This window comes from Algoriphagus faecimaris, from assembly GCF_900101705.1.
GTDB classification, from domain to species: Bacteria; Bacteroidota; Bacteroidia; order Cytophagales; family Cyclobacteriaceae; genus Algoriphagus; species Algoriphagus faecimaris.
The window spans coordinates 97,867-114,952 of the sequence record NZ_FNAC01000005.1 but is presented as its reverse complement, the minus strand read 5'-3'; the positions used below and the strand labels follow the sequence as shown (position 1 = coordinate 114,952).

The following is a 17,086-nucleotide window of genomic DNA, read 5'->3' as shown; positions in this document are numbered from 1 at the left end:
TTATCTATCAAAAATGAAAAACGCCCATCAACCCGAGGATTGTGGACGTTTTTATATCATAGGCTAAATAGCCCGAAATGAGGTTTACTTAAGTTTACCCTTAAATACCGCTGATTCACCTAATTGCTCCTCAATTCTAAGCAACTGATTGTATTTTGCCATTCGGTCAGATCGTGAGGCAGAACCAGTCTTGATCTGTCCTGTATTCAATGCAACTGCAAGATCCGCAATGGTAGAATCTTCAGTTTCTCCAGATCGGTGTGACATGACAGCTGTAAAGCCTGCCTTATGCGCCAAGTTTACCGCATTAATCGTCTCAGTAAGGGTTCCGATTTGGTTAACCTTGATCAAGATCGAGTTAGCAGATTTTTCTTCAATTCCTCTCTGCAAGAATTTCACATTGGTCACAAAGAGATCATCTCCTACCAGCTGTACCTTATCCCCTATTTTGGCGGTTAGCATAGCCCAAGCAGCCCAGTCTTCTTCTGCACATCCATCTTCAATAGAATCGATAGGATATTTTTCTGTAAGTTCTGCTAGATAAGCTACTTGTTCCTCCTTGGTTCTTACTTTACCAGATGGACCTTCAAATTTGGAGTAGTCGTATTTTCCGTCTACAAAAAACTCAGAAGCCGCACAGTCTAGAGCAATAGTAACTTGCTCTCCTGCCTTGTAGCCTGCCTTAGAAATCGCATCCAGAATACTTCCCAATGCTTCCTCAGTTCCACCAGAGAAATTAGGTGCAAATCCACCCTCGTCTCCTACAGCAGTTACCAAATTTTTATCATGAAGGATTTTTTTCAAATGATGAAAAATCTCTGCACCCATTCGAATCGCCTCAGAGAAGCTTTCTGCTCCTACAGGGCGGATCATAAATTCCTGAAATGCAATAGGAGCATCTGAATGTGATCCACCATTGATGATGTTCATCATAGGTACAGGCAAAGTATTAGCGTTGACTCCACCTACGTATCTAAAAAGCGGCTGACCGGATTCCATGGCAGCCGCCTTAGCCACTGCCAAGGAAACACCCAAAATAGCATTGGCTCCCAATTTACTTTTATTTGCAGTGCCATCGAGCTCGATCATAATTTGATCGATCATGTTCTGCTCATAGACATCCATCCCCACTAATTCGGGTGCGATGACATCGTTTACATTGGATACAGCTTTCAAGACACCTTTACCAAGGTATTTGCTTTTGTCCCCATCTCTAAGCTCAACAGCCTCATTGACGCCCGTAGAGGCACCACTAGGCACAGCTGCACGTCCAAAAGCTCCATTTTCAGTTACTACATCTACCTCAACGGTAGGGTTTCCTCTAGAATCGAGGATCTGTCTTGCATGAATTGATTGAATCAAGGTCATAGTTTTAAAAGGTTTATTAGATTTAATTTTGATTAATTAATGAAATAAAGTCATCAAAAAGGTACCTGGAATCATGTGGACCTGGGGATGACTCAGGGTGATACTGTACTGAAAAAGCAGGTTTATTTTTCAACTTAATACCCGCCACTGTATTATCATTAAGGTGAATATGTGTGATTTCTACTTCTGCATGATTTTCTGTGTCTTCACGCACAATATTGAATCCGTGATTTTGAGAAGTAATCTCACTTTTGCCTGTCAAAATGTTTTTGATTGGATGGTTGATCCCTCGATGTCCATGGTGCATCTTATAGGTAGAGATGCCTACGGACTCAGCCAATAATTGATGACCAAGACAAATTCCAAAAACAGGCTTTCCTGTTCCTAAAATATCTTTAACTGTTTCCACTGCATATTCCATCACAGCAGGATCTCCGGGACCGTTAGAAAGAAAATAAGCATTGGGAGACCATGCTTCCATTTCGCTCAATTTGGTCTTGGCAGGAAAAACCTTACAATATACTCCTCTGGAAGCCAGGTTTCTAAGAATATTCTTTTTGATCCCAAAATCCAAACAGGCCACTTTGATAGGAGCGCTCTCTTCACCATAGAAATAAGGCTCTTGAGTACAGACTTTTGACGAAAGTTCCAAGCCATTCATATCTGGAAGCTTCTCAAGCTCGGCCTGTAAACCAGTAAGATTGTCTTCAAATTCAGAACTGATGATGGCATTCATTGCGCCTTGAGAGCGTATATGGCGTACCAGTTTACGCGTATCAATGTCAGCAATACCCGTAATCTTATACTTGACCAAATAATCTTGGAGGGAACCATGACCATCTAGTCGGGAATAGATCTCAGAGAAGCTGTTTACCACAATCCCTCCTATCGTAGGATGATCTGATTCAACTTCTTCATGATGCACACCATAGTTACCAATATGAGAGGTAGTAGTCACAATCACCTGACCGGTATAGGATGGGTCGGTGTAGATTTCTTGATAACCCGTCATGCCTGTATTAAAGCAAATTTCACCACCGTTGGTGCCAGGATTACCTATTAATGAACCGTGAAATACAGTTCCATCTGCGAGGAGTAGAGTAGCTTTTTGTTTAATCATTTTTCAGAAGATTGCCCAAAGTTAAGGATTTCTAGAGAGGTGAAGGAATGTCTGGGTATAAAAAAAGGATTGAACTAACGTCCAATCCTTTTTATGTATGCAATAGCATTCAATCTTATTTGTCTTCAGATTCTGTATCAGTGTCAGTAGAAGCTTCAGGAGCAGCAGGCTTAGCCGGCTTTTCCTCTGCCGCAGGAGCTGCGGTGGCTTCAGTTTCTGTGGCTTTAGCAGCACCAGAACCTCTACGAGATCTTCGTGTAGTTTTCTTTGCAGGCTTAGCATCTTTCAGCATCAAGTCATTGAAATCTACTAGCTCAATGATACACATCTCTGCATTATCACCTAATCTGAATCCAGTTTTGATAATTCGAGTATATCCTCCTGGACGAGTACCTACTTTAGCGATTACCTCTCCAAAAAGAGAGATGATAGCTTCTTTATTTTTAAGGTAGGAGAAAGCAATACGTCTATTGTGCGTAGTATCTTCTTTGGCTCTAGTCACTAGAGGCTCTACATATTTTTTCAATTCCTTTGCCTTGGCAAGCGTGGTAGAGATACGCTTGTGAAGAATCAAGGATGTAGCCATGTTAGAAAGCATTGCTTTCCTATGAGCAGCCTTTCTTCCAAGGTGGTTAAATTTCTTACCGTGTCTCATTTTATTTATTCTTCATCAAGTTTATACTTTGAAATATCCATTCCAAAGGTTAGGCCTTTTTCCTGAATCAGCTGCTCAAGCTCAGCTAGGGATTTTTTACCGAAGTTTCTGAACTTCATCATGTCTGAAATTTCCAGTTTGGCTAGGTCACCCAAAGTCTTAACATCAGCTGCCTTTAGGCAATTGAAAGCTCTAACAGAAAGGTCTAGATCACTGAGAGAAGTCTTAAGGAGTTTTCTCATATGCAAGAATTCCTCATCAATAGGCTCTGCTTCAGCAGGTCCTGTGGAATCAAGCACCATAGTCTGATCCGAAAACAACATAAAGTGTTGGATCAAGATTTTAGCGGACTCTTGAAGCGCCTTCTCTGGGTGAATTGAACCGTCCGTAGTTACTTCCAAGATCAATTTCTCAAAGTCAGTTTTTTGTTCAACTCGTGTATTTTCTACACTGTACTTCACGTTTTTAATTGGCGTGAAGATAGCATCAATAGCAATCTGACCGAAAACTTGCTCTTTTGGTTTGGATTCTTCAGCTGGTAAGTATCCTCTTCCTTTATCAAGCATCAGCTCGATTTCAAAAGTCTTGGCTTCATCGATGTGGCAGATAACCAAATCTGGATTTAAGATTTCGAAAGAAGAAGTGAACTTGGCAATGTCCCCGGCAGTGAAGACAGACTGATTTTTAACTTCCACAGTAATTTTACCGTCAAAAGCCTCGTGGACTTTCTTAAATCGGACCTGCTTCAGGTTCAAAATAATGTCGGTCACATCCTCTACTACACCTTCGATAGTGGAAAATTCATGCACCACTCCAGGGATTTTAATGGATGTGATGGCATATCCCTCCAGCGAAGAAAGCAAAATTCTTCTCAGGGCGTTACCGATAGTAACTCCATAGCCTTTTTCAAGTGGTTTGAAGGTAAACAAGCCATGAAAGTCATCGGCTTTTTCCATCACCACTTTTTCGGGCATTTGAAATGCTAATATGGACATATATCTTGTTCTTTGTTTAAAAGCTGAAAATAGTAAATATTACTTAGAGTACAGTTCGACAATGAGTTGCTCCTTGATATTTTCAGGAATATCATCTCTGCTTGGCACACTGACAAACTTGCCGGATAATGAAGCACCATCCCACTCTAACCAGGAATATTTATTGGCACCTCTACCAGCTAAGCTATTGGTAATAGCTTCTAGGGATTTGGATCGCTCTCTGACAGAGACGACATCACCCGGCTTTAGGGTAAAAGACGGAATATTAACTAATTCACCATTCACAAGGATATGCTTATGGGAAACCAATTGTCTAGCGCCTCTACGTGTTGGGGAAATTCCCAATCTATAAACCGTGTTATCTAATCTTGCTTCAAGCAATTGCAAAAGGTTTTCACCGGTGATTCCATTTTTTCTGGAAGCGATGTCAAACATTTTCGCAAACTGTCTTTCCAATACTCCGTAGATGTATTTTGCTTTTTGCTTTTCAGCAAGCTGGATTGCATATTCAGATTGCTTCTTTCTTCTTCCACGACCGTGCTGACCTGGAGGATAGTTTTTCTTTTGAAGCGCTTTGCTATGCCCTTCGATAGGCTCGCCAAACTTTCGAGCGATCTTTGATTTAGGACCTGTATATCTAGCCATTCTGTTACAATTTTATAATTAAACTCTTCTACGCTTAGGAGGACGACATCCGTTGTGCGGCATTGGTGTCACATCAATGATGGTTGTCACATCCAATCCTACATTTTGCAAAGTTCTGATAGCAGATTCTCTTCCTGCACCTGGACCTTTTACGAAAACTTCGATTTTCCTCAAACCTAAGTCATAGGCAACCTGACCACAATTTTGGGCAGCCATTTGCGCAGCATAAGGAGTGTTTTTCTTTGAACCTCTGAAACCCATTTTACCGGCAGAAGCCCAAGAGATAACTTGTCCTGAATTATTGGTAATTGAGATGATAATATTGTTAAAGGAAGCTTTGATGTGGGCCTGGCCTACTGCTTCTACTTTGACAACTCTTTTTTTACCTTTCGCTTTATCGTTTCTTTTCTGAGCCATAATCTAAATCAGGTTTTATTTAGTCGCCTTTTTCTTGTTAGCAACTGTTTTTCTCTTACCCTTCCTTGTTCTGGCGTTGTTTTTAGTCTTCTGACCACGCACCGGAAGGCCTTTTCTGTGTCTCAAACCTCTGTAGCAACCAATATCCATTAGTCGCTTGATGTTCAATTGGACCTCTGATTTCAACACACCTTCTGTTCTGAATTCTTCAGAGATGATGTTACGGATAGCAGTAGACTCATCGTCATCCCACTCTCCCGCTTTCTTGTTGAAAGAGATACCGGCCTTGCTCAGGATCGCTCTGGCGGAGCTTCTTCCTATTCCGAAAATATAGGTAAGCCCGATCTCGCCACGCTTATTGTCTGGTATATCTACACCTGCAATTCTAGCCATAATCTTAACCTTGTCTTTGTTTAAACTTAGGATTCTTCTTATTGATGACGTAAAGCTTTCCGTTTCTTCTGATCACTTTACAATCAACACTTCTCTTTTTGATAGATGCCTTTACTTTCATATCAGTTTATTTATATCGATATACAATTCTGCCTTTTGATAAATCATAGGGAGATAGTTCTAATTTGACACGATCTCCGGGAAGGATTTTGATATAATTCATCCTCATTTTGCCAGATATATGGGCAATCAATTGATGTCCATTCTCCAATTCCACCTTAAACATGGCGTTTGATAACGCCTCGATAATGGTACCGTCTTGTTCTATTGATGTCTGTTTCGCCATACTAGAATTTAAAATTCTCTTCTATGTACTTATGTGAGGTCAATACCTCTGTTCTATCTTCGAAAATTGCTACTGTATGCTCATAATGTGCGGAAGGTTTCCGATCTGCTGTTCTGATCGTCCATCCATCTCGCTCTTGGACAATGTTCCTTGTACCAAGATTAATCATGGGCTCAATCGCAATAACCATCCCCGACTGAAGTAAGGGACCGCTACCTCGTTTACCATAGTTTGGCACCTCAGGAGACTCGTGCAGGTTTTTACCTAAGCCATGTCCAACCAGTTCCCTTACCACAGTGTAACCTTTGGCTTCGACAAACTTTTGTATGGCATGACCAATGTCTCCAATTCGATTACCAAAAATAGCCTGTTCAATCCCCAAGTAAAGAGAATCTTTAGTGGCTTTTAATAAGTTCAAAACAGGAATGGAGACTTCACCGACAGGGTAAGTATAAGCGGAATCGCTATGAAAACCTTGGTGAAAGACTCCACAATCTATTGAGATTATATCGCCATCTTTCAATTCATATTCGCTGGGAAATCCGTGAACCACTACCTCATTCACAGATATACAGAGTGAAGCAGGAAAACCATTATAGCCCTTAAAGGAAGGAACTCCTTGGTGATCTCTGATAAACTCTTCAGCTATTTTATCTAAGTAAGAGGTCTTTACCCCTACTTTAACATGCTTGGCTACTTCTCCATGAGCCTTAGCCAAGATGTCTGCACTTTCTTTAATCTTTTGAACTTCTTCTGAAGTCTTGAAATGAATCATATTAAGCTACCTGGTAATTAGAAGCGCTATTCTTCATATTACCACTCTTCATCATTCCCTCGTAATGTCTCATCAATAGATAACTCTCAATCTGACGAAGAGTGTCCATAATCACACCCACCATAATCAAAAGAGATGTACCTCCATAAAACTGAGCAAACTCAGCTCCTACTCCAGATACAATGGCAAGTGCAGGAAGAATCGCAACAAGAGCCAATAGAATAGAACCTGGTAAGGTAATCTTGGAGATGATACCATCGATAAACTCGGAGGTAGGTGCACCTGGCTTGATACCTGGAACAAAACCCCCATTGCGTTTCATATCTTCAGCAATCTGCTCAGGGTTAACCGTGATAGCTGTATAGAAGAATGTGAAAATGATAATTAAGACTGCGAATAAGAGATTGTACTGCCAAGAAGTGAAATCAGAAAATGTTGTCCCGATATAATTGGCAATATCACTTTCGCTAGCCCAAATCTGAGCAATTAAGGCCGGCACAAACATGAGTGACTGAGCAAAGATAATAGGCATAACCCCAGAAGCATTCACCTTGATAGGAATGTACTGACGCTGTCCTCCATATACTTTACCACCCACAACTTGCTTGGCATATTGAACCGGAATTCTACGAGTAGCCTCAGTCAATGCTATCACACAAAGTACTACAAAGAATAAAACAGCCGCTTCGATAAGAAGCAACAACATACCGGAGGTATTTTTCTCTAATACTTCAGCAATGATAGCCCCAGGAAATCTGGAAATAATACCGATCATGATCAACATGGAGATACCATTACCGATTCCCTTTTCTGTGATTTTCTCACCCAACCACATACAAAACATGGTACCGGCAGAAAGCAAAACAAGAGAGCTAAACATGAATAGCGTAGTACTAACCATCACCGCTCCAGTAGGAAGGATGGTAGCCGATACATAACCTATACCCTGTGCTATAGTAATTAAGATAGTAAGGACACGGGTGATCTGATTGATTCTTTTTCGACCAGATTCACCCTCCTTTTGCATTTTTTGAAAGTAGGGTACTCCGACAGTCAATAGCTGCAACACAATCGATGCAGAAATGTAAGGCATGATACCTAGGCCAAAGATAGATGCATTACTAAATGCACCTCCAAGGAAGGTGTCAATCAAGCCGAAGATACCCTCTTGAGGCCCCCCAAGTTTTGAAGGATCCACACCAGGGAGAACAATAAAGGAACCCAATCTGAAAACAATTAGAAATCCAATGGTATTCAGGATTCTAATTCTAAGGTCTTCGATCGAGAAGATGTTCTTAACTGTCGAAATAAACTTTTTCATTTAATTAAATCTTGTTTACGGAACCACCCGCTTTTTCAATCGCAGCAATCGCGCTTGCAGAGAATCCATGTGCAGAGACTGCAACTTTTGAACTCAATTCGCCATTGCCCAAAACTTTTACCTTATCGTTCTTGGAGGCTACTCCATGAGCAACCAAAGTATCCAAATCGATCGACTCCAAGTTATATTGAGACGCAAGGGCCTGCAAGGTATCCAAATTTACTGGTTTGAACTCAACTCTGTTAAAGCTTTTGAAGCCAAATTTTGGTACTCTACGCTGAAGTGGCATCTGACCACCTTCGAAACCTAATTTCGTTTTGTATCCAGATCTTGACTTGGCTCCTTTGTGACCTCTTGTAGAAGTCCCACCTCTACCGGATCCTTGACCTCTACCGATTCTTTTTCGGTTTTTGGTAGATCCATCAGCTGGTTTTAATGTATGTAATTTCATAATTAAGCTTCCTCCACTTTTACAAGGTGATTAACTTTATTTACCATACCGGCAATCTGTGGAGTATTTTCTACTTCTACAGATTTATTGATCTTACCTAGACCTAAAGCAGTGATTGTTGCTTTTTGATCTTTTGGACGATCAATTACGGATTTTACTTGCGTGATTTTAATCTTAGCCATGATGATTATCCGTTAAAAACTTTAGACAATTTGACACCTCTCTGCTGTGAAACAGAAATCGCGTCTCTAAGTTGCATCAACGCATCAATGGTAGCTTTCACCACGTTGTGTGGATTGGAAGAACCTTTTGATTTAGCTAATACGTCAGTCACACCAGCTGATTCGAGTACGGCACGCATCGCACCACCGGCGATTACACCAGTACCTGGAGCAGCAGGCTTGATCAGAACAAAGCCACCTCCAAATTTACCAAGTTGCTCATGAGGAATAGTTCCTTTGAGTACTGGCACCTTTACCAAGTTTTTCTTTGCGTCTTCGATGCCTTTAGTGATTGCGTCTGTTACTTCGTTGGCTTTACCCAATCCATAACCTACAACACCATTACCATCACCTACTACCACGATTGAAGAAAAAGAGAATCTTCTACCACCTTTTACTACTTTAGCTACTCGGTTGATCGCTACTACTTTTTCTTTTAATTCTGTATCTGTAGCCCTGATAGGCTTTTTTCTTTGTTGAGACATAATGGATTAAAATTTAAGGCCTCCTTCTCTGGCACCATCGGCCAAAGCTTTCACATTACCATGATACAAGTAGCCATTTCTGTCAAATACTACTTCGCTCACACCATTGGCGACAGCTCTTTCGGCTAGCTTTTTACCTACCTCTACAGAGACAGATACATTGATGTTTTCCTTAGCGCCAAGTTCTTTTGAAGAAGCTTGCGCCAAAGTACGACCCTGAAGGTCATCGACAAGTTGCGCATATATACCTGTATTACTTTTGAATACAGATAAACGAGGTCTGGAATCAGTACCGGAGATTTTTCTACGGATACCCTGCTTGATTCTAAGTCTTCTGGAATTCTTATTAAATGCCATAACCTATTATTTTTTACCGGCAGTTTTACCAGCCTTACGTCTAATTTGTTCACCAACAAAACGTACACCTTTACCTTTGTAAGGCTCGATTTTACGAAGTGATTTTATTTTTGCTGCTACTTGACCGATAAGTTCTTTATCGATAGCTTCTAGTGTAATAAGTGGATTCTTACCTTTTGGAGTCTCAGTTTTCACAGCAACATCTGCAGGCAATGCAAAGAAGATATTGTGTGAATAACCTAAGTTCAATTCAAGAACCTGACCTTGGTTAGTAGCTTTATAACCCACCCCTACTAGTTCCAATTCTTTCTTGTATCCCTCAGATACACCAATCACCATATTGTTGATCAATGATCTATAAAGACCATGTAAAGATTTGTGCCTTTTGGAGTCAGTTGGACGAGCAACGACTATTTCGTTCCCTTCCACTTTGACTTGGATATCAGGATTTACCTCCTGTACCAGTGTACCCTTTGGACCTTTAACGGTTACCTCTCCTGGAGAGGAAACGTCTACAGTAACACCGCTGGGTAGATTTATTGGTTTTTTACCTATTCTTGACATGATAGTAAATTAATATACATAGCAAAGCACCTCACCACCGATACCTTCGGTACGTGCTTCTTTGTCAGTCATTACTCCTTTGGATGTAGAAACGATGGCAATACCAAGGCCGTTGATGACGCGAGGAAGTGCTTCGTGCTTTACATACTTTCTTAAACCTGGTGTACTCACACGCTTAAGGCTCACGATTGCATTTTGCTTTGTAGTAGGATTATACTTCAAAGCGATTTTGATAGAACCCTGAGGTCCATTATCCTCAAACTTATAGTTCTGGATATATCCTTTATCGTGCAATACTTTAGTGATCTCCTTCTTGATGTTAGAAGCAGGTATTTCTACGATTCGATGAGAGGCCTTGATGGCATTTCTCAATCGAGTCAAATAATCAGCTATTGGATCAGTCATGGTATAAATTGTCTAGCTCCACCCTAATTTGGGCGTGCAAAGTTACGAATTGATTTTTTAAATAAAAACTACTGTCGTTATTTTACCAGCTGGACTTAGTCACTCCCGGGATCTTGCCTGCTGCGGCCATTTCTCGGAAGGTCACCCTGTTGATACCAAACTTTCTCATGTAGCCTTTTGGTCTACCAGTAAGCTTACATCTATTATGAAGTCTTACAGGTGAAGCGTTTTTAGGCAATTTGTCAAGTGCTTCATAATCACCTGCAGCTTTTAGCTCGGCTCTTTTTTTAGCATACTTGGCTACCAGACGCTCTCTCTTTCTCTCACGAGCTTTGATGGACTCTCTTGCCATAATTATTCTTGATTTGTGTTTTTAACGAAAGGCATACCGAAAGCTTTCAATAAAGCCAAGCTTTCTTCATCTGTATTGGCAGAAGTCACAAAGGTGATATCCATACCAGAGATTCTATTTACCTTTTCGATAGAGATTTCAGGGAAAATAATTTGCTCAGTCACACCTAAGGTATAGTTACCTCTTCCGTCGAATCCTTTATCGGAAATTCCTTTGAAGTCACGAACACGAGGAAGTGCTACAGTCATCAAACGGTCCAAGAATTCGTACATCTTCTCACCTCGTAGTGTCACTTTGGCACCGATCGGCATTCCTTCTCTGAGTTTGAAGTTAGAGACGGAAGTTTTTGCAATAGTAGCTACAGCTCTTTGGCCTGTGATCAAAGAAAGTTCTTCAACTCCCTGATCGACCAACTTCTTGTCGGCTACTGCTGCTCCAATACCTTTATTAAGCACAATTTTTGTCAGTTTAGGCACCTGCATCACAGATGAATACTGAAATTTCTCTTTCAAAGCAGGAACGATATCGCTCAAGTACTTTGATTTCATTCTAGGATTAGCCATTGATCACCTCCCCGGTTTTTTTAGAATATCTCACTAGTTTACCGTTTTCGCCAGTCTTACGACCAGTTCTAGTAGCTTCGCCAGTTTTAGGATCTACCAGCATCAAATTACTGATGTGAACCGGTGCTTCCATTTTTTCGATTCCGCCTTGAGGCTTAGAAGCAGTAGGCTTCACGTGCTTTGTAACGATATTTATACCTTCTACAAAAGCTCTTCTCTTGGCGGTCTCAACAGAAAGAACTGTCCCTGTTTTACCTTTGTCATCACCAGCGATCACCTTTACAGTGTCTCCGGTTTTGATATGCAGCTTTGGCTGCTTGTTGAATTTTCTTTCCATGATTACAATACTTCAGGGGCCAAAGAAACGATTTTCATAAACTGCTTCTCTCTCAACTCTCTAGCCACAGGGCCGAAGATACGAGTGCCTCTAGGCTCATCGTTGTTGTTTAACAAAACAGCAGCGTTGTCCTCAAATCGAATATAAGACCCGTCTTTACGTCTTATCTCTTTTCTAGTTCGGACGATTACCGCTCTAGAAACGGTACCTTTTTTCATGTTGCTGGAAGATAGGGCTGACTTTACAGTCACGACTACTTTATCACCGATAGAAGCATATCGCTTTTTGGTTCCTCCCAATACGCGGATGACCAATACCTCTTTGGCACCGGAGTTGTCCGCCACACTTAGTCTGGATTCTTGCTGTATCATGATTACTTAGCCCTTTCAATAATTTCAACTAATCTCCAACGCTTGTTCTTACTCAGCGGACGAGTCTCGCTGATCTTAACGGTGTCACCTGGGTTACACTCGTTTTTCTCGTCATGAGCCATAAATTTGGTAGTCTTCGTAACAAACTTACCATACATGCCGTGCTTTACTTTACGTTCTACAGCGACAGTAATGGATTTATCCATTTTGTTACTCACGACTTTACCAACTCTTTCTTTTCGAAGATTTCTTTCGATCGTAGCCATTTTGTTTTCTGTTAGCTATTATTTGGCAGCCAATGCAGTCTTTAATCTTGCGATCAGACGCTTGGTCTCGCGGATTCTGTTTGGATTCTCGATAGGAGAAATTGAGTGAGCAAATTGTAACTTGCTCAGATTCGCTTTCTCAGTGCTGATTCTCTCAGCAATTTCACTTACGGAAAGTGAATGGATCTCTGTATATTTCATAGCTCCTGATTATTCTGCGTAGTCTCTACGAACAACAAACTTGGTACTTACTGGAAGTTTCTGCTGTGCAAGTCTTAGCGCCTCTTTGGCAGTTTCCATAGATACACCTGTAGCTTCGAAGAGGATGGTACCTGGCTTGATCACTGCTACCCAATATTCGGGAGCACCTTTACCCTTACCCATACGTACTTCAGCAGGCTTCTTAGTGATGGGCTTGTCCGGAAAAATTCTAATCCAAACTTGTCCTTCTCTCTTCATCGCTCTTGTCATCGCGATACGAGCTGCTTCTATTTGACGGGAGGTAATCCATCCTGCTTCCAGGGACTTGATGCCAAAGTTGCCGAAAGAAAGCGTATGCCCTCTTTGCGCAATGCCTTTGACACGGCCCTTTTGCATTTTCCTATATTTAGTTCTTTTTGGCTGTAACATGAGTTCTCACTTATCGGTGAAAATTAGTTATTTCTTTTTCTGCGTCTCGGACCTCTATCTCCTTTAGGACCTGCATTTCTTGGGCCTTTAGGCTCATTGGCAGCACCTTGGTTAGGAGACAAATCCCTTTTACCGTACACTTCACCTTTGAAAATCCACACTTTGATTCCGATGATTCCATAGACAGTCAATGCCTCTGATAATGCGTAATCAATGTCAGCTCTCAAAGTATGTAGAGGAATTCTTCCCTCCTTGTACATTTCGGATCGAGCCATTTCAGCTCCACCCAGACGACCAGAAAGTTTGATTTTGATTCCTTCAGCTCCCACTCTCATGGATGCAGCAATCGCTTGCTTCATTGCTCTTCTGAAAGAAATTCTGGCTTGAAGCTGCTGAGCGATTGATTCTCCAACTAATTTAGCATCCAATTCAGGTCTTTTGATTTCAAAGATGTTGATCTGAATGTCTTTGTTGGTAATCTTTTTAAGCTCTTCCTTCAGCTTGTCTACTTCGGCTCCACCTTTACCAATAACTACTCCTGGTCGGGCGGTATGAATCGTAAGTGTAATACGCTTGAGCGTACGCTCAATGATTACCTTAGAAATCCCACCCTTTGGAATTCTGGCAAGGACGTACTTACGGATTTGTTGATCTTCGTATAGTTTATCAGCAAAGTCTTTTCCACCATACCAGTTGGAATCCCAGCCTTTGACTACACCAAGTCTAAATCCTATTGGGTTAATCTTTTGTCCCATAGTCTGTTCTTAATTTGCCTTTTCGTTTGTTTCTACTACCTCAGCGGTAACGTCTACATCATCGAATGAATCGACTATTAGAGTTACATGATTTGATCTTTTGCGGATTCTGTGGCCACGACCTTGAGGAGCGGGTCTCAATCTCTTGAGTGATCTACCTTCGTCTACCGTAACGGTTTTGATGTATAAATCTGCTTCTTCAAGCTTAGCATCAGGATTCTTTGCCTGCCAATTGGCTACTGCAGAAAGTAAAAGTTTTTCCAAACGGATAGCTCCGTGATTAGGAGTAAACTTCAATATGCTAAGCGCCAAACCCACTCTTTTGCCTCTGACAAGGTCAGCGACAAGTCGCATTTTGCGAGGAGAGGTAGGAACATTATTTAATCTTGCTACTGCTTCCATGATTATCTCTTTCCTTTATCTTTTTTGGCAATGTGGCCTCTGAAATTTCTGGTAGGAGCGAATTCACCTAGCTTGTGACCTACCATGTTATCTGTTACAAATACCGGTATGAACTTATTTCCGTTATGCACAGCGAAGGTATGTCCTACGAAATCTGGAGAAATCATGGATCTTCTTGACCAAGTCTTGATCACAGATTTCTTGCCGGACTCGTTCATCACATCCACCTTCTTCAGAAGATGATGCTCGATATAAGGACCTTTTTTTAATGAACGTGCCATAATTATTTAGATCTTTTGCTAACGATGAACTTGTTTGAATACTTTTTAGGAGAGCGAGTCTTCTTACCTTTGGCCAATAGCCCATTACGGGATCTTGGATGTCCACCGGAAGAACGACCTTCACCACCACCCATTGGGTGATCGACTGGGTTCATAGCTACACCTCGTACTCGAGGTCTCACTCCTAACCAACGCTTACGGCCGGCTTTACCCAATACAACGTTCATGTGATCACCATTGGAAACAGTCCCAACAGTAGCCATACAAACTCCTAATACCATTCTCATCTCTCCAGAAGGAAGCTTGATCGTCACATATTTGCCCTCACGAGCTACAATCTGTGCGTATCCGCCTGCACTTCTTACCATCGCAGCACCTTTTCCTGGCTTAAGCTCCACGCAGTGAATAATCGTACCCATAGGGATACTTTTCAATTGCATAGCATTACCCACTTCTGGGGCTACTTGCTCACCGGAAATCACTGTTTGTCCAACTTGCAAACCTTCCGGGGCGATAATATAGGCCTTAGCACCATCTGCATAATAAAGTAATGCAAGACGAGCGGTTCGATTTGGATCGTATTCGATAGCCTTTACGGTTGCCGGTACACCAAATTTATTTCTTTTGAAGTCTACAATTCTGAGCCTTCGCTTATGACCACCGCCAATGTAGCGAGCAGTCATTTTGCCATCATTATTTCTACCACCTGACTTCTTGATAGGAGCAAGAAGTGACTTTTCGGGCGTTGACTTAGTAATCTCGTCAAAAGCCGGAGCCACTCTAAATCTTGTCCCTGGAGTTACAGGCTTCAATTTTTTAATTGCCATGATATTGATTCAATTAAATTTCTCCGTAAAAATCGATTACCTCTCCATCAGCTACCTGTACAATTGCCTTCTTGAAAGCATTAGTGTAGCCTGATACGATTCTTGTCTTGGTGTATCTTGTTTTATGCTTCCCAGCATATCTCATGGTTCTTATAGAGACCACTTTCACACCGTATGTTTTCTCTACAGCATTCTTGATTTCTGGTTTCTTTGCGGTTTTCTCCACAATGAATCCATAAACGCCTTTTTCGTTCATGGCAGAAATCTTCTCTGTAATCAAAGGCTGCTTTAGAATATCCATTGTCTTATTTCGATAAAATGGTTTCCAATATACTTACTGACTCTTCACACAAAACCAGATGGTCTGCATTAAGCAATTGGTAAGTATTTACATCATTCACAGTTACAACTTTCGCTTTAGGAAGGTTTCTGCTGGATAGGTAAACGTTCTTGTTATCTTCAGGGAGAACCAAAAGCGTCTTCTTATCGGATAGCGCCAATCCATTAAGCAAAGCCAGATAGTTCTTAGTCTTTGGAGAATCAAAAGAGATATTTTCCAAAATAGACAAGCTGCTATCTTTCACTTTGTAAGAAAGTGCAGATTTTCTGGCTAGTTGTTTTACTTTTTTATTCAATTTGAAGGAATAGTCTCTTGGCTTAGGGCCAAAAACTCTACCTCCACCTCTGAATAGCGGAGACTTAATAGATCCAGCACGGGCACCACCGGTACCTTTTTGCTTTTTGATCTTCTTAGTAGACCCAGCTATTTCATTTCTTTCCTTAGACTTATGAGTACCTTGTCTCTGATTAGCCAAGTACTGTTTTACATCCAGATAGATCGCATTGTCATTAGGTTCGATCGCAAAGATCTCCTCTGACAATTGCACTTTTCTTCCGGTGTCTTCTCCTTTTTGATTAATTACTGCTAATTCCATGGCTTACTTCTCTAGAATAACATAAGAATTTTTTGGACCTGGTACTGAACCGGACACCAGAAGGAGATTTTGCTCAGCATATATTTTCAATACTCTGAGGTTCAATACTTTCACTCTGTCACCACCGGTTCTTCCAGCCATTCTCATACCCTTGAATACTCGGGATGGCCAAGAACAAGCACCAATGGAACCCGGGTGTCTCTGTCTGTTATGCTGACCGTGAGTTTGTCCACCCACACCACCAAAACCATGACGCTTCACTACACCCTGGAAGCCTTTACCTTTAGAAGTACCGATAGCATCTACGAAGTCACCTTCGATAAATACCTCACCAGCCTTCACAGTAGCTCCGAGATCTACCTGGCCTTCAAACTCGACCCGGAAATCACGGAACTCAACAACTTTATGCTTGGGAGTAGTCCCGGCCTTTTTAAAGTGGCCGATCAATGGCTTAGGAGTGTTTTTCTCCTTACGCTCACCGAATCCCAACTGCACTGCGTTGTACCCGTCTGTTTCAACGTTTTTTACTTGCGTCACTACGCAAGGACCAGCTTCTATTAGCGTGCATGCGACATTACGTCCATCGGCACTAAAAATGCTAGTCATACCTACTTTTTTTCCAATAATACCAGACATCTTTTATAAGATAATTTGATAATCCACAAGCAATTATGTGCTTGGGCCCTTTTTAAGGACTGCAAAGTTACTGAAATAAAATTCTGCAACAAACCCCAACTCCTATATTTTCAAACATTTAGAAAATAAATGATTTCCAAATACAGAGATCAAGCCCCTATTCGGGACAGTCAAAACTCATTTACTTGACAAAAACAAAAGACCTGTATAGGA

Annotated in this window: 31 protein-coding genes; all 31 read right to left on the bottom strand. The window is 41.3% G+C overall.

The features are described 5' to 3' along the window. Positions 1-84: 84 nt before the first annotated feature. On the bottom strand, positions 85-1,368 hold the full coding sequence (gene eno, locus BLQ57_RS04170; protein WP_087938009.1) for a phosphopyruvate hydratase: 1,284 nt from the start codon (positions 1,366-1,368) through the stop codon (positions 85-87). 22 nt (positions 1,369-1,390) lie between these two features. Beyond that, entirely contained in the window at positions 1,391-2,488 is a 1,098-nt protein-coding gene (carA, locus tag BLQ57_RS04165) for a glutamine-hydrolyzing carbamoyl-phosphate synthase small subunit (RefSeq protein ID WP_087938010.1), read from the bottom strand. Between the two features lie 115 nt (positions 2,489-2,603). Then, a complete protein-coding gene (rplQ, locus tag BLQ57_RS04160) occupies positions 2,604-3,143 on the bottom strand; it encodes a 50S ribosomal protein L17 (RefSeq protein ID WP_087938011.1) in 540 nt (179 codons plus the stop codon). A 5-nt stretch (positions 3,144-3,148) separates the two neighbouring features. After that, a complete protein-coding gene (locus BLQ57_RS04155; protein WP_087938012.1) occupies positions 3,149-4,138 on the bottom strand; it encodes a DNA-directed RNA polymerase subunit alpha in 990 nt (329 codons plus the stop codon). Positions 4,139-4,177: 39 nt separating this feature from the next. Further along, a complete protein-coding gene (gene rpsD / locus BLQ57_RS04150; RefSeq protein ID WP_087938013.1) occupies positions 4,178-4,783 on the bottom strand; it encodes a 30S ribosomal protein S4 in 606 nt (201 codons plus the stop codon). 18 nt (positions 4,784-4,801) lie between these two features. Beyond that, complete coding sequence (gene rpsK, locus BLQ57_RS04145) at positions 4,802-5,200, bottom strand: 30S ribosomal protein S11 (RefSeq protein WP_087938014.1); 399 nt, start codon at positions 5,198-5,200, stop codon at positions 4,802-4,804. Positions 5,201-5,215: 15 nt separating this feature from the next. Beyond that, on the bottom strand, positions 5,216-5,593 hold the full coding sequence (gene rpsM, locus BLQ57_RS04140) for a 30S ribosomal protein S13 (RefSeq protein ID WP_087938015.1): 378 nt from the start codon (positions 5,591-5,593) through the stop codon (positions 5,216-5,218). 4 nt (positions 5,594-5,597) lie between these two features. After that, on the bottom strand, positions 5,598-5,714 hold the full coding sequence (gene rpmJ / locus BLQ57_RS04135; protein WP_014772314.1) for a 50S ribosomal protein L36: 117 nt from the start codon (positions 5,712-5,714) through the stop codon (positions 5,598-5,600). 6 nt (positions 5,715-5,720) lie between these two features. Then, positions 5,721-5,939 (bottom strand): translation initiation factor IF-1, encoded by a 219-nt coding sequence (infA, locus tag BLQ57_RS04130; protein WP_008202999.1) that lies wholly within the window; start codon positions 5,937-5,939, stop codon positions 5,721-5,723. Between the two features lies 1 nt (position 5,940). Then, the gene (map, locus tag BLQ57_RS04125; RefSeq protein ID WP_087938016.1) at positions 5,941-6,714 is read right to left on the bottom strand and encodes a type I methionyl aminopeptidase; all 774 of its coding nucleotides are present in this window, start codon (positions 6,712-6,714) and stop codon (positions 5,941-5,943) included. A gap of 1 nt (position 6,715) precedes the next feature. Further along, positions 6,716-8,035, bottom strand: coding sequence for a preprotein translocase subunit SecY (gene secY / locus BLQ57_RS04120; RefSeq protein ID WP_087938017.1), 1,320 nt, complete (start codon positions 8,033-8,035; stop codon positions 6,716-6,718). A 4-nt stretch (positions 8,036-8,039) separates the two neighbouring features. Next, the gene (rplO, locus tag BLQ57_RS04115; RefSeq protein WP_087938018.1) at positions 8,040-8,486 is read right to left on the bottom strand and encodes a 50S ribosomal protein L15; all 447 of its coding nucleotides are present in this window, start codon (positions 8,484-8,486) and stop codon (positions 8,040-8,042) included. A gap of 2 nt (positions 8,487-8,488) precedes the next feature. Beyond that, positions 8,489-8,668, bottom strand: a complete 180-nt coding sequence (rpmD, locus tag BLQ57_RS04110) for a 50S ribosomal protein L30 (RefSeq protein ID WP_087938019.1) — start codon at positions 8,666-8,668, stop codon at positions 8,489-8,491. Positions 8,669-8,673: 5 nt separating this feature from the next. Further along, positions 8,674-9,192: a 30S ribosomal protein S5 gene (gene rpsE / locus BLQ57_RS04105; protein WP_087938020.1), complete on the bottom strand. Its 519-nt coding sequence runs from the start codon at positions 9,190-9,192 to the stop codon at positions 8,674-8,676. 6 nt (positions 9,193-9,198) lie between these two features. Then, a complete protein-coding gene (gene rplR, locus BLQ57_RS04100) occupies positions 9,199-9,549 on the bottom strand; it encodes a 50S ribosomal protein L18 (protein WP_087938021.1) in 351 nt (116 codons plus the stop codon). A gap of 6 nt (positions 9,550-9,555) precedes the next feature. Further along, positions 9,556-10,113 carry a 50S ribosomal protein L6 gene (gene rplF, locus BLQ57_RS04095; protein ID WP_087938022.1) on the bottom strand — a complete coding sequence of 186 codons (558 nt, stop codon included), beginning with the start codon at positions 10,111-10,113 and terminating at the stop codon, positions 9,556-9,558. Between the two features lie 9 nt (positions 10,114-10,122). Beyond that, entirely contained in the window at positions 10,123-10,518 is a 396-nt protein-coding gene (gene rpsH / locus BLQ57_RS04090; protein ID WP_087938023.1) for a 30S ribosomal protein S8, read from the bottom strand. A gap of 82 nt (positions 10,519-10,600) precedes the next feature. Further along, positions 10,601-10,870, bottom strand: a complete 270-nt coding sequence (gene rpsN / locus BLQ57_RS04085; protein ID WP_087938024.1) for a 30S ribosomal protein S14 — start codon at positions 10,868-10,870, stop codon at positions 10,601-10,603. A 2-nt stretch (positions 10,871-10,872) separates the two neighbouring features. Further along, positions 10,873-11,433 (bottom strand): 50S ribosomal protein L5, encoded by a 561-nt coding sequence (gene rplE / locus BLQ57_RS04080; RefSeq protein ID WP_087938025.1) that lies wholly within the window; start codon positions 11,431-11,433, stop codon positions 10,873-10,875. Then, positions 11,426-11,770 (bottom strand): 50S ribosomal protein L24, encoded by a 345-nt coding sequence (rplX, locus tag BLQ57_RS04075; RefSeq protein ID WP_087938026.1) that lies wholly within the window; start codon positions 11,768-11,770, stop codon positions 11,426-11,428. Before rplX ends, rplE begins: the two co-directional genes overlap by 8 nt. Positions 11,771-11,772: 2 nt before the next feature. Next, the gene (gene rplN, locus BLQ57_RS04070; RefSeq protein ID WP_057939449.1) at positions 11,773-12,141 is read right to left on the bottom strand and encodes a 50S ribosomal protein L14; all 369 of its coding nucleotides are present in this window, start codon (positions 12,139-12,141) and stop codon (positions 11,773-11,775) included. A gap of 2 nt (positions 12,142-12,143) precedes the next feature. Further along, positions 12,144-12,407 (bottom strand): 30S ribosomal protein S17, encoded by a 264-nt coding sequence (gene rpsQ, locus BLQ57_RS04065; RefSeq protein ID WP_087938027.1) that lies wholly within the window; start codon positions 12,405-12,407, stop codon positions 12,144-12,146. A gap of 18 nt (positions 12,408-12,425) precedes the next feature. Then, positions 12,426-12,608 carry a 50S ribosomal protein L29 gene (gene rpmC / locus BLQ57_RS04060; protein WP_087938028.1) on the bottom strand — a complete coding sequence of 61 codons (183 nt, stop codon included), beginning with the start codon at positions 12,606-12,608 and terminating at the stop codon, positions 12,426-12,428. A gap of 9 nt (positions 12,609-12,617) precedes the next feature. Beyond that, positions 12,618-13,037, bottom strand: a complete 420-nt coding sequence (rplP, locus tag BLQ57_RS04055; protein ID WP_087938029.1) for a 50S ribosomal protein L16 — start codon at positions 13,035-13,037, stop codon at positions 12,618-12,620. A 23-nt stretch (positions 13,038-13,060) separates the two neighbouring features. Continuing rightward, positions 13,061-13,792, bottom strand: a complete 732-nt coding sequence (gene rpsC / locus BLQ57_RS04050; RefSeq protein ID WP_087938030.1) for a 30S ribosomal protein S3 — start codon at positions 13,790-13,792, stop codon at positions 13,061-13,063. 9 nt (positions 13,793-13,801) lie between these two features. Further along, a complete protein-coding gene (gene rplV / locus BLQ57_RS04045; RefSeq protein ID WP_087938031.1) occupies positions 13,802-14,194 on the bottom strand; it encodes a 50S ribosomal protein L22 in 393 nt (130 codons plus the stop codon). Positions 14,195-14,196: 2 nt separating this feature from the next. Next, entirely contained in the window at positions 14,197-14,475 is a 279-nt protein-coding gene (gene rpsS, locus BLQ57_RS04040; protein ID WP_008203028.1) for a 30S ribosomal protein S19, read from the bottom strand. A 2-nt stretch (positions 14,476-14,477) separates the two neighbouring features. After that, complete coding sequence (rplB, locus tag BLQ57_RS04035) at positions 14,478-15,302, bottom strand: 50S ribosomal protein L2 (protein WP_087938032.1); 825 nt, start codon at positions 15,300-15,302, stop codon at positions 14,478-14,480. Between the two features lie 13 nt (positions 15,303-15,315). Beyond that, entirely contained in the window at positions 15,316-15,603 is a 288-nt protein-coding gene (rplW, locus tag BLQ57_RS04030; RefSeq protein ID WP_087938033.1) for a 50S ribosomal protein L23, read from the bottom strand. A 4-nt stretch (positions 15,604-15,607) separates the two neighbouring features. Beyond that, complete coding sequence (gene rplD / locus BLQ57_RS04025) at positions 15,608-16,237, bottom strand: 50S ribosomal protein L4 (protein ID WP_087938034.1); 630 nt, start codon at positions 16,235-16,237, stop codon at positions 15,608-15,610. Between the two features lie 3 nt (positions 16,238-16,240). Beyond that, the gene (rplC, locus tag BLQ57_RS04020) at positions 16,241-16,873 is read right to left on the bottom strand and encodes a 50S ribosomal protein L3 (RefSeq protein WP_087938035.1); all 633 of its coding nucleotides are present in this window, start codon (positions 16,871-16,873) and stop codon (positions 16,241-16,243) included. Positions 16,874-17,086: the final 213 nt, after the last annotated feature.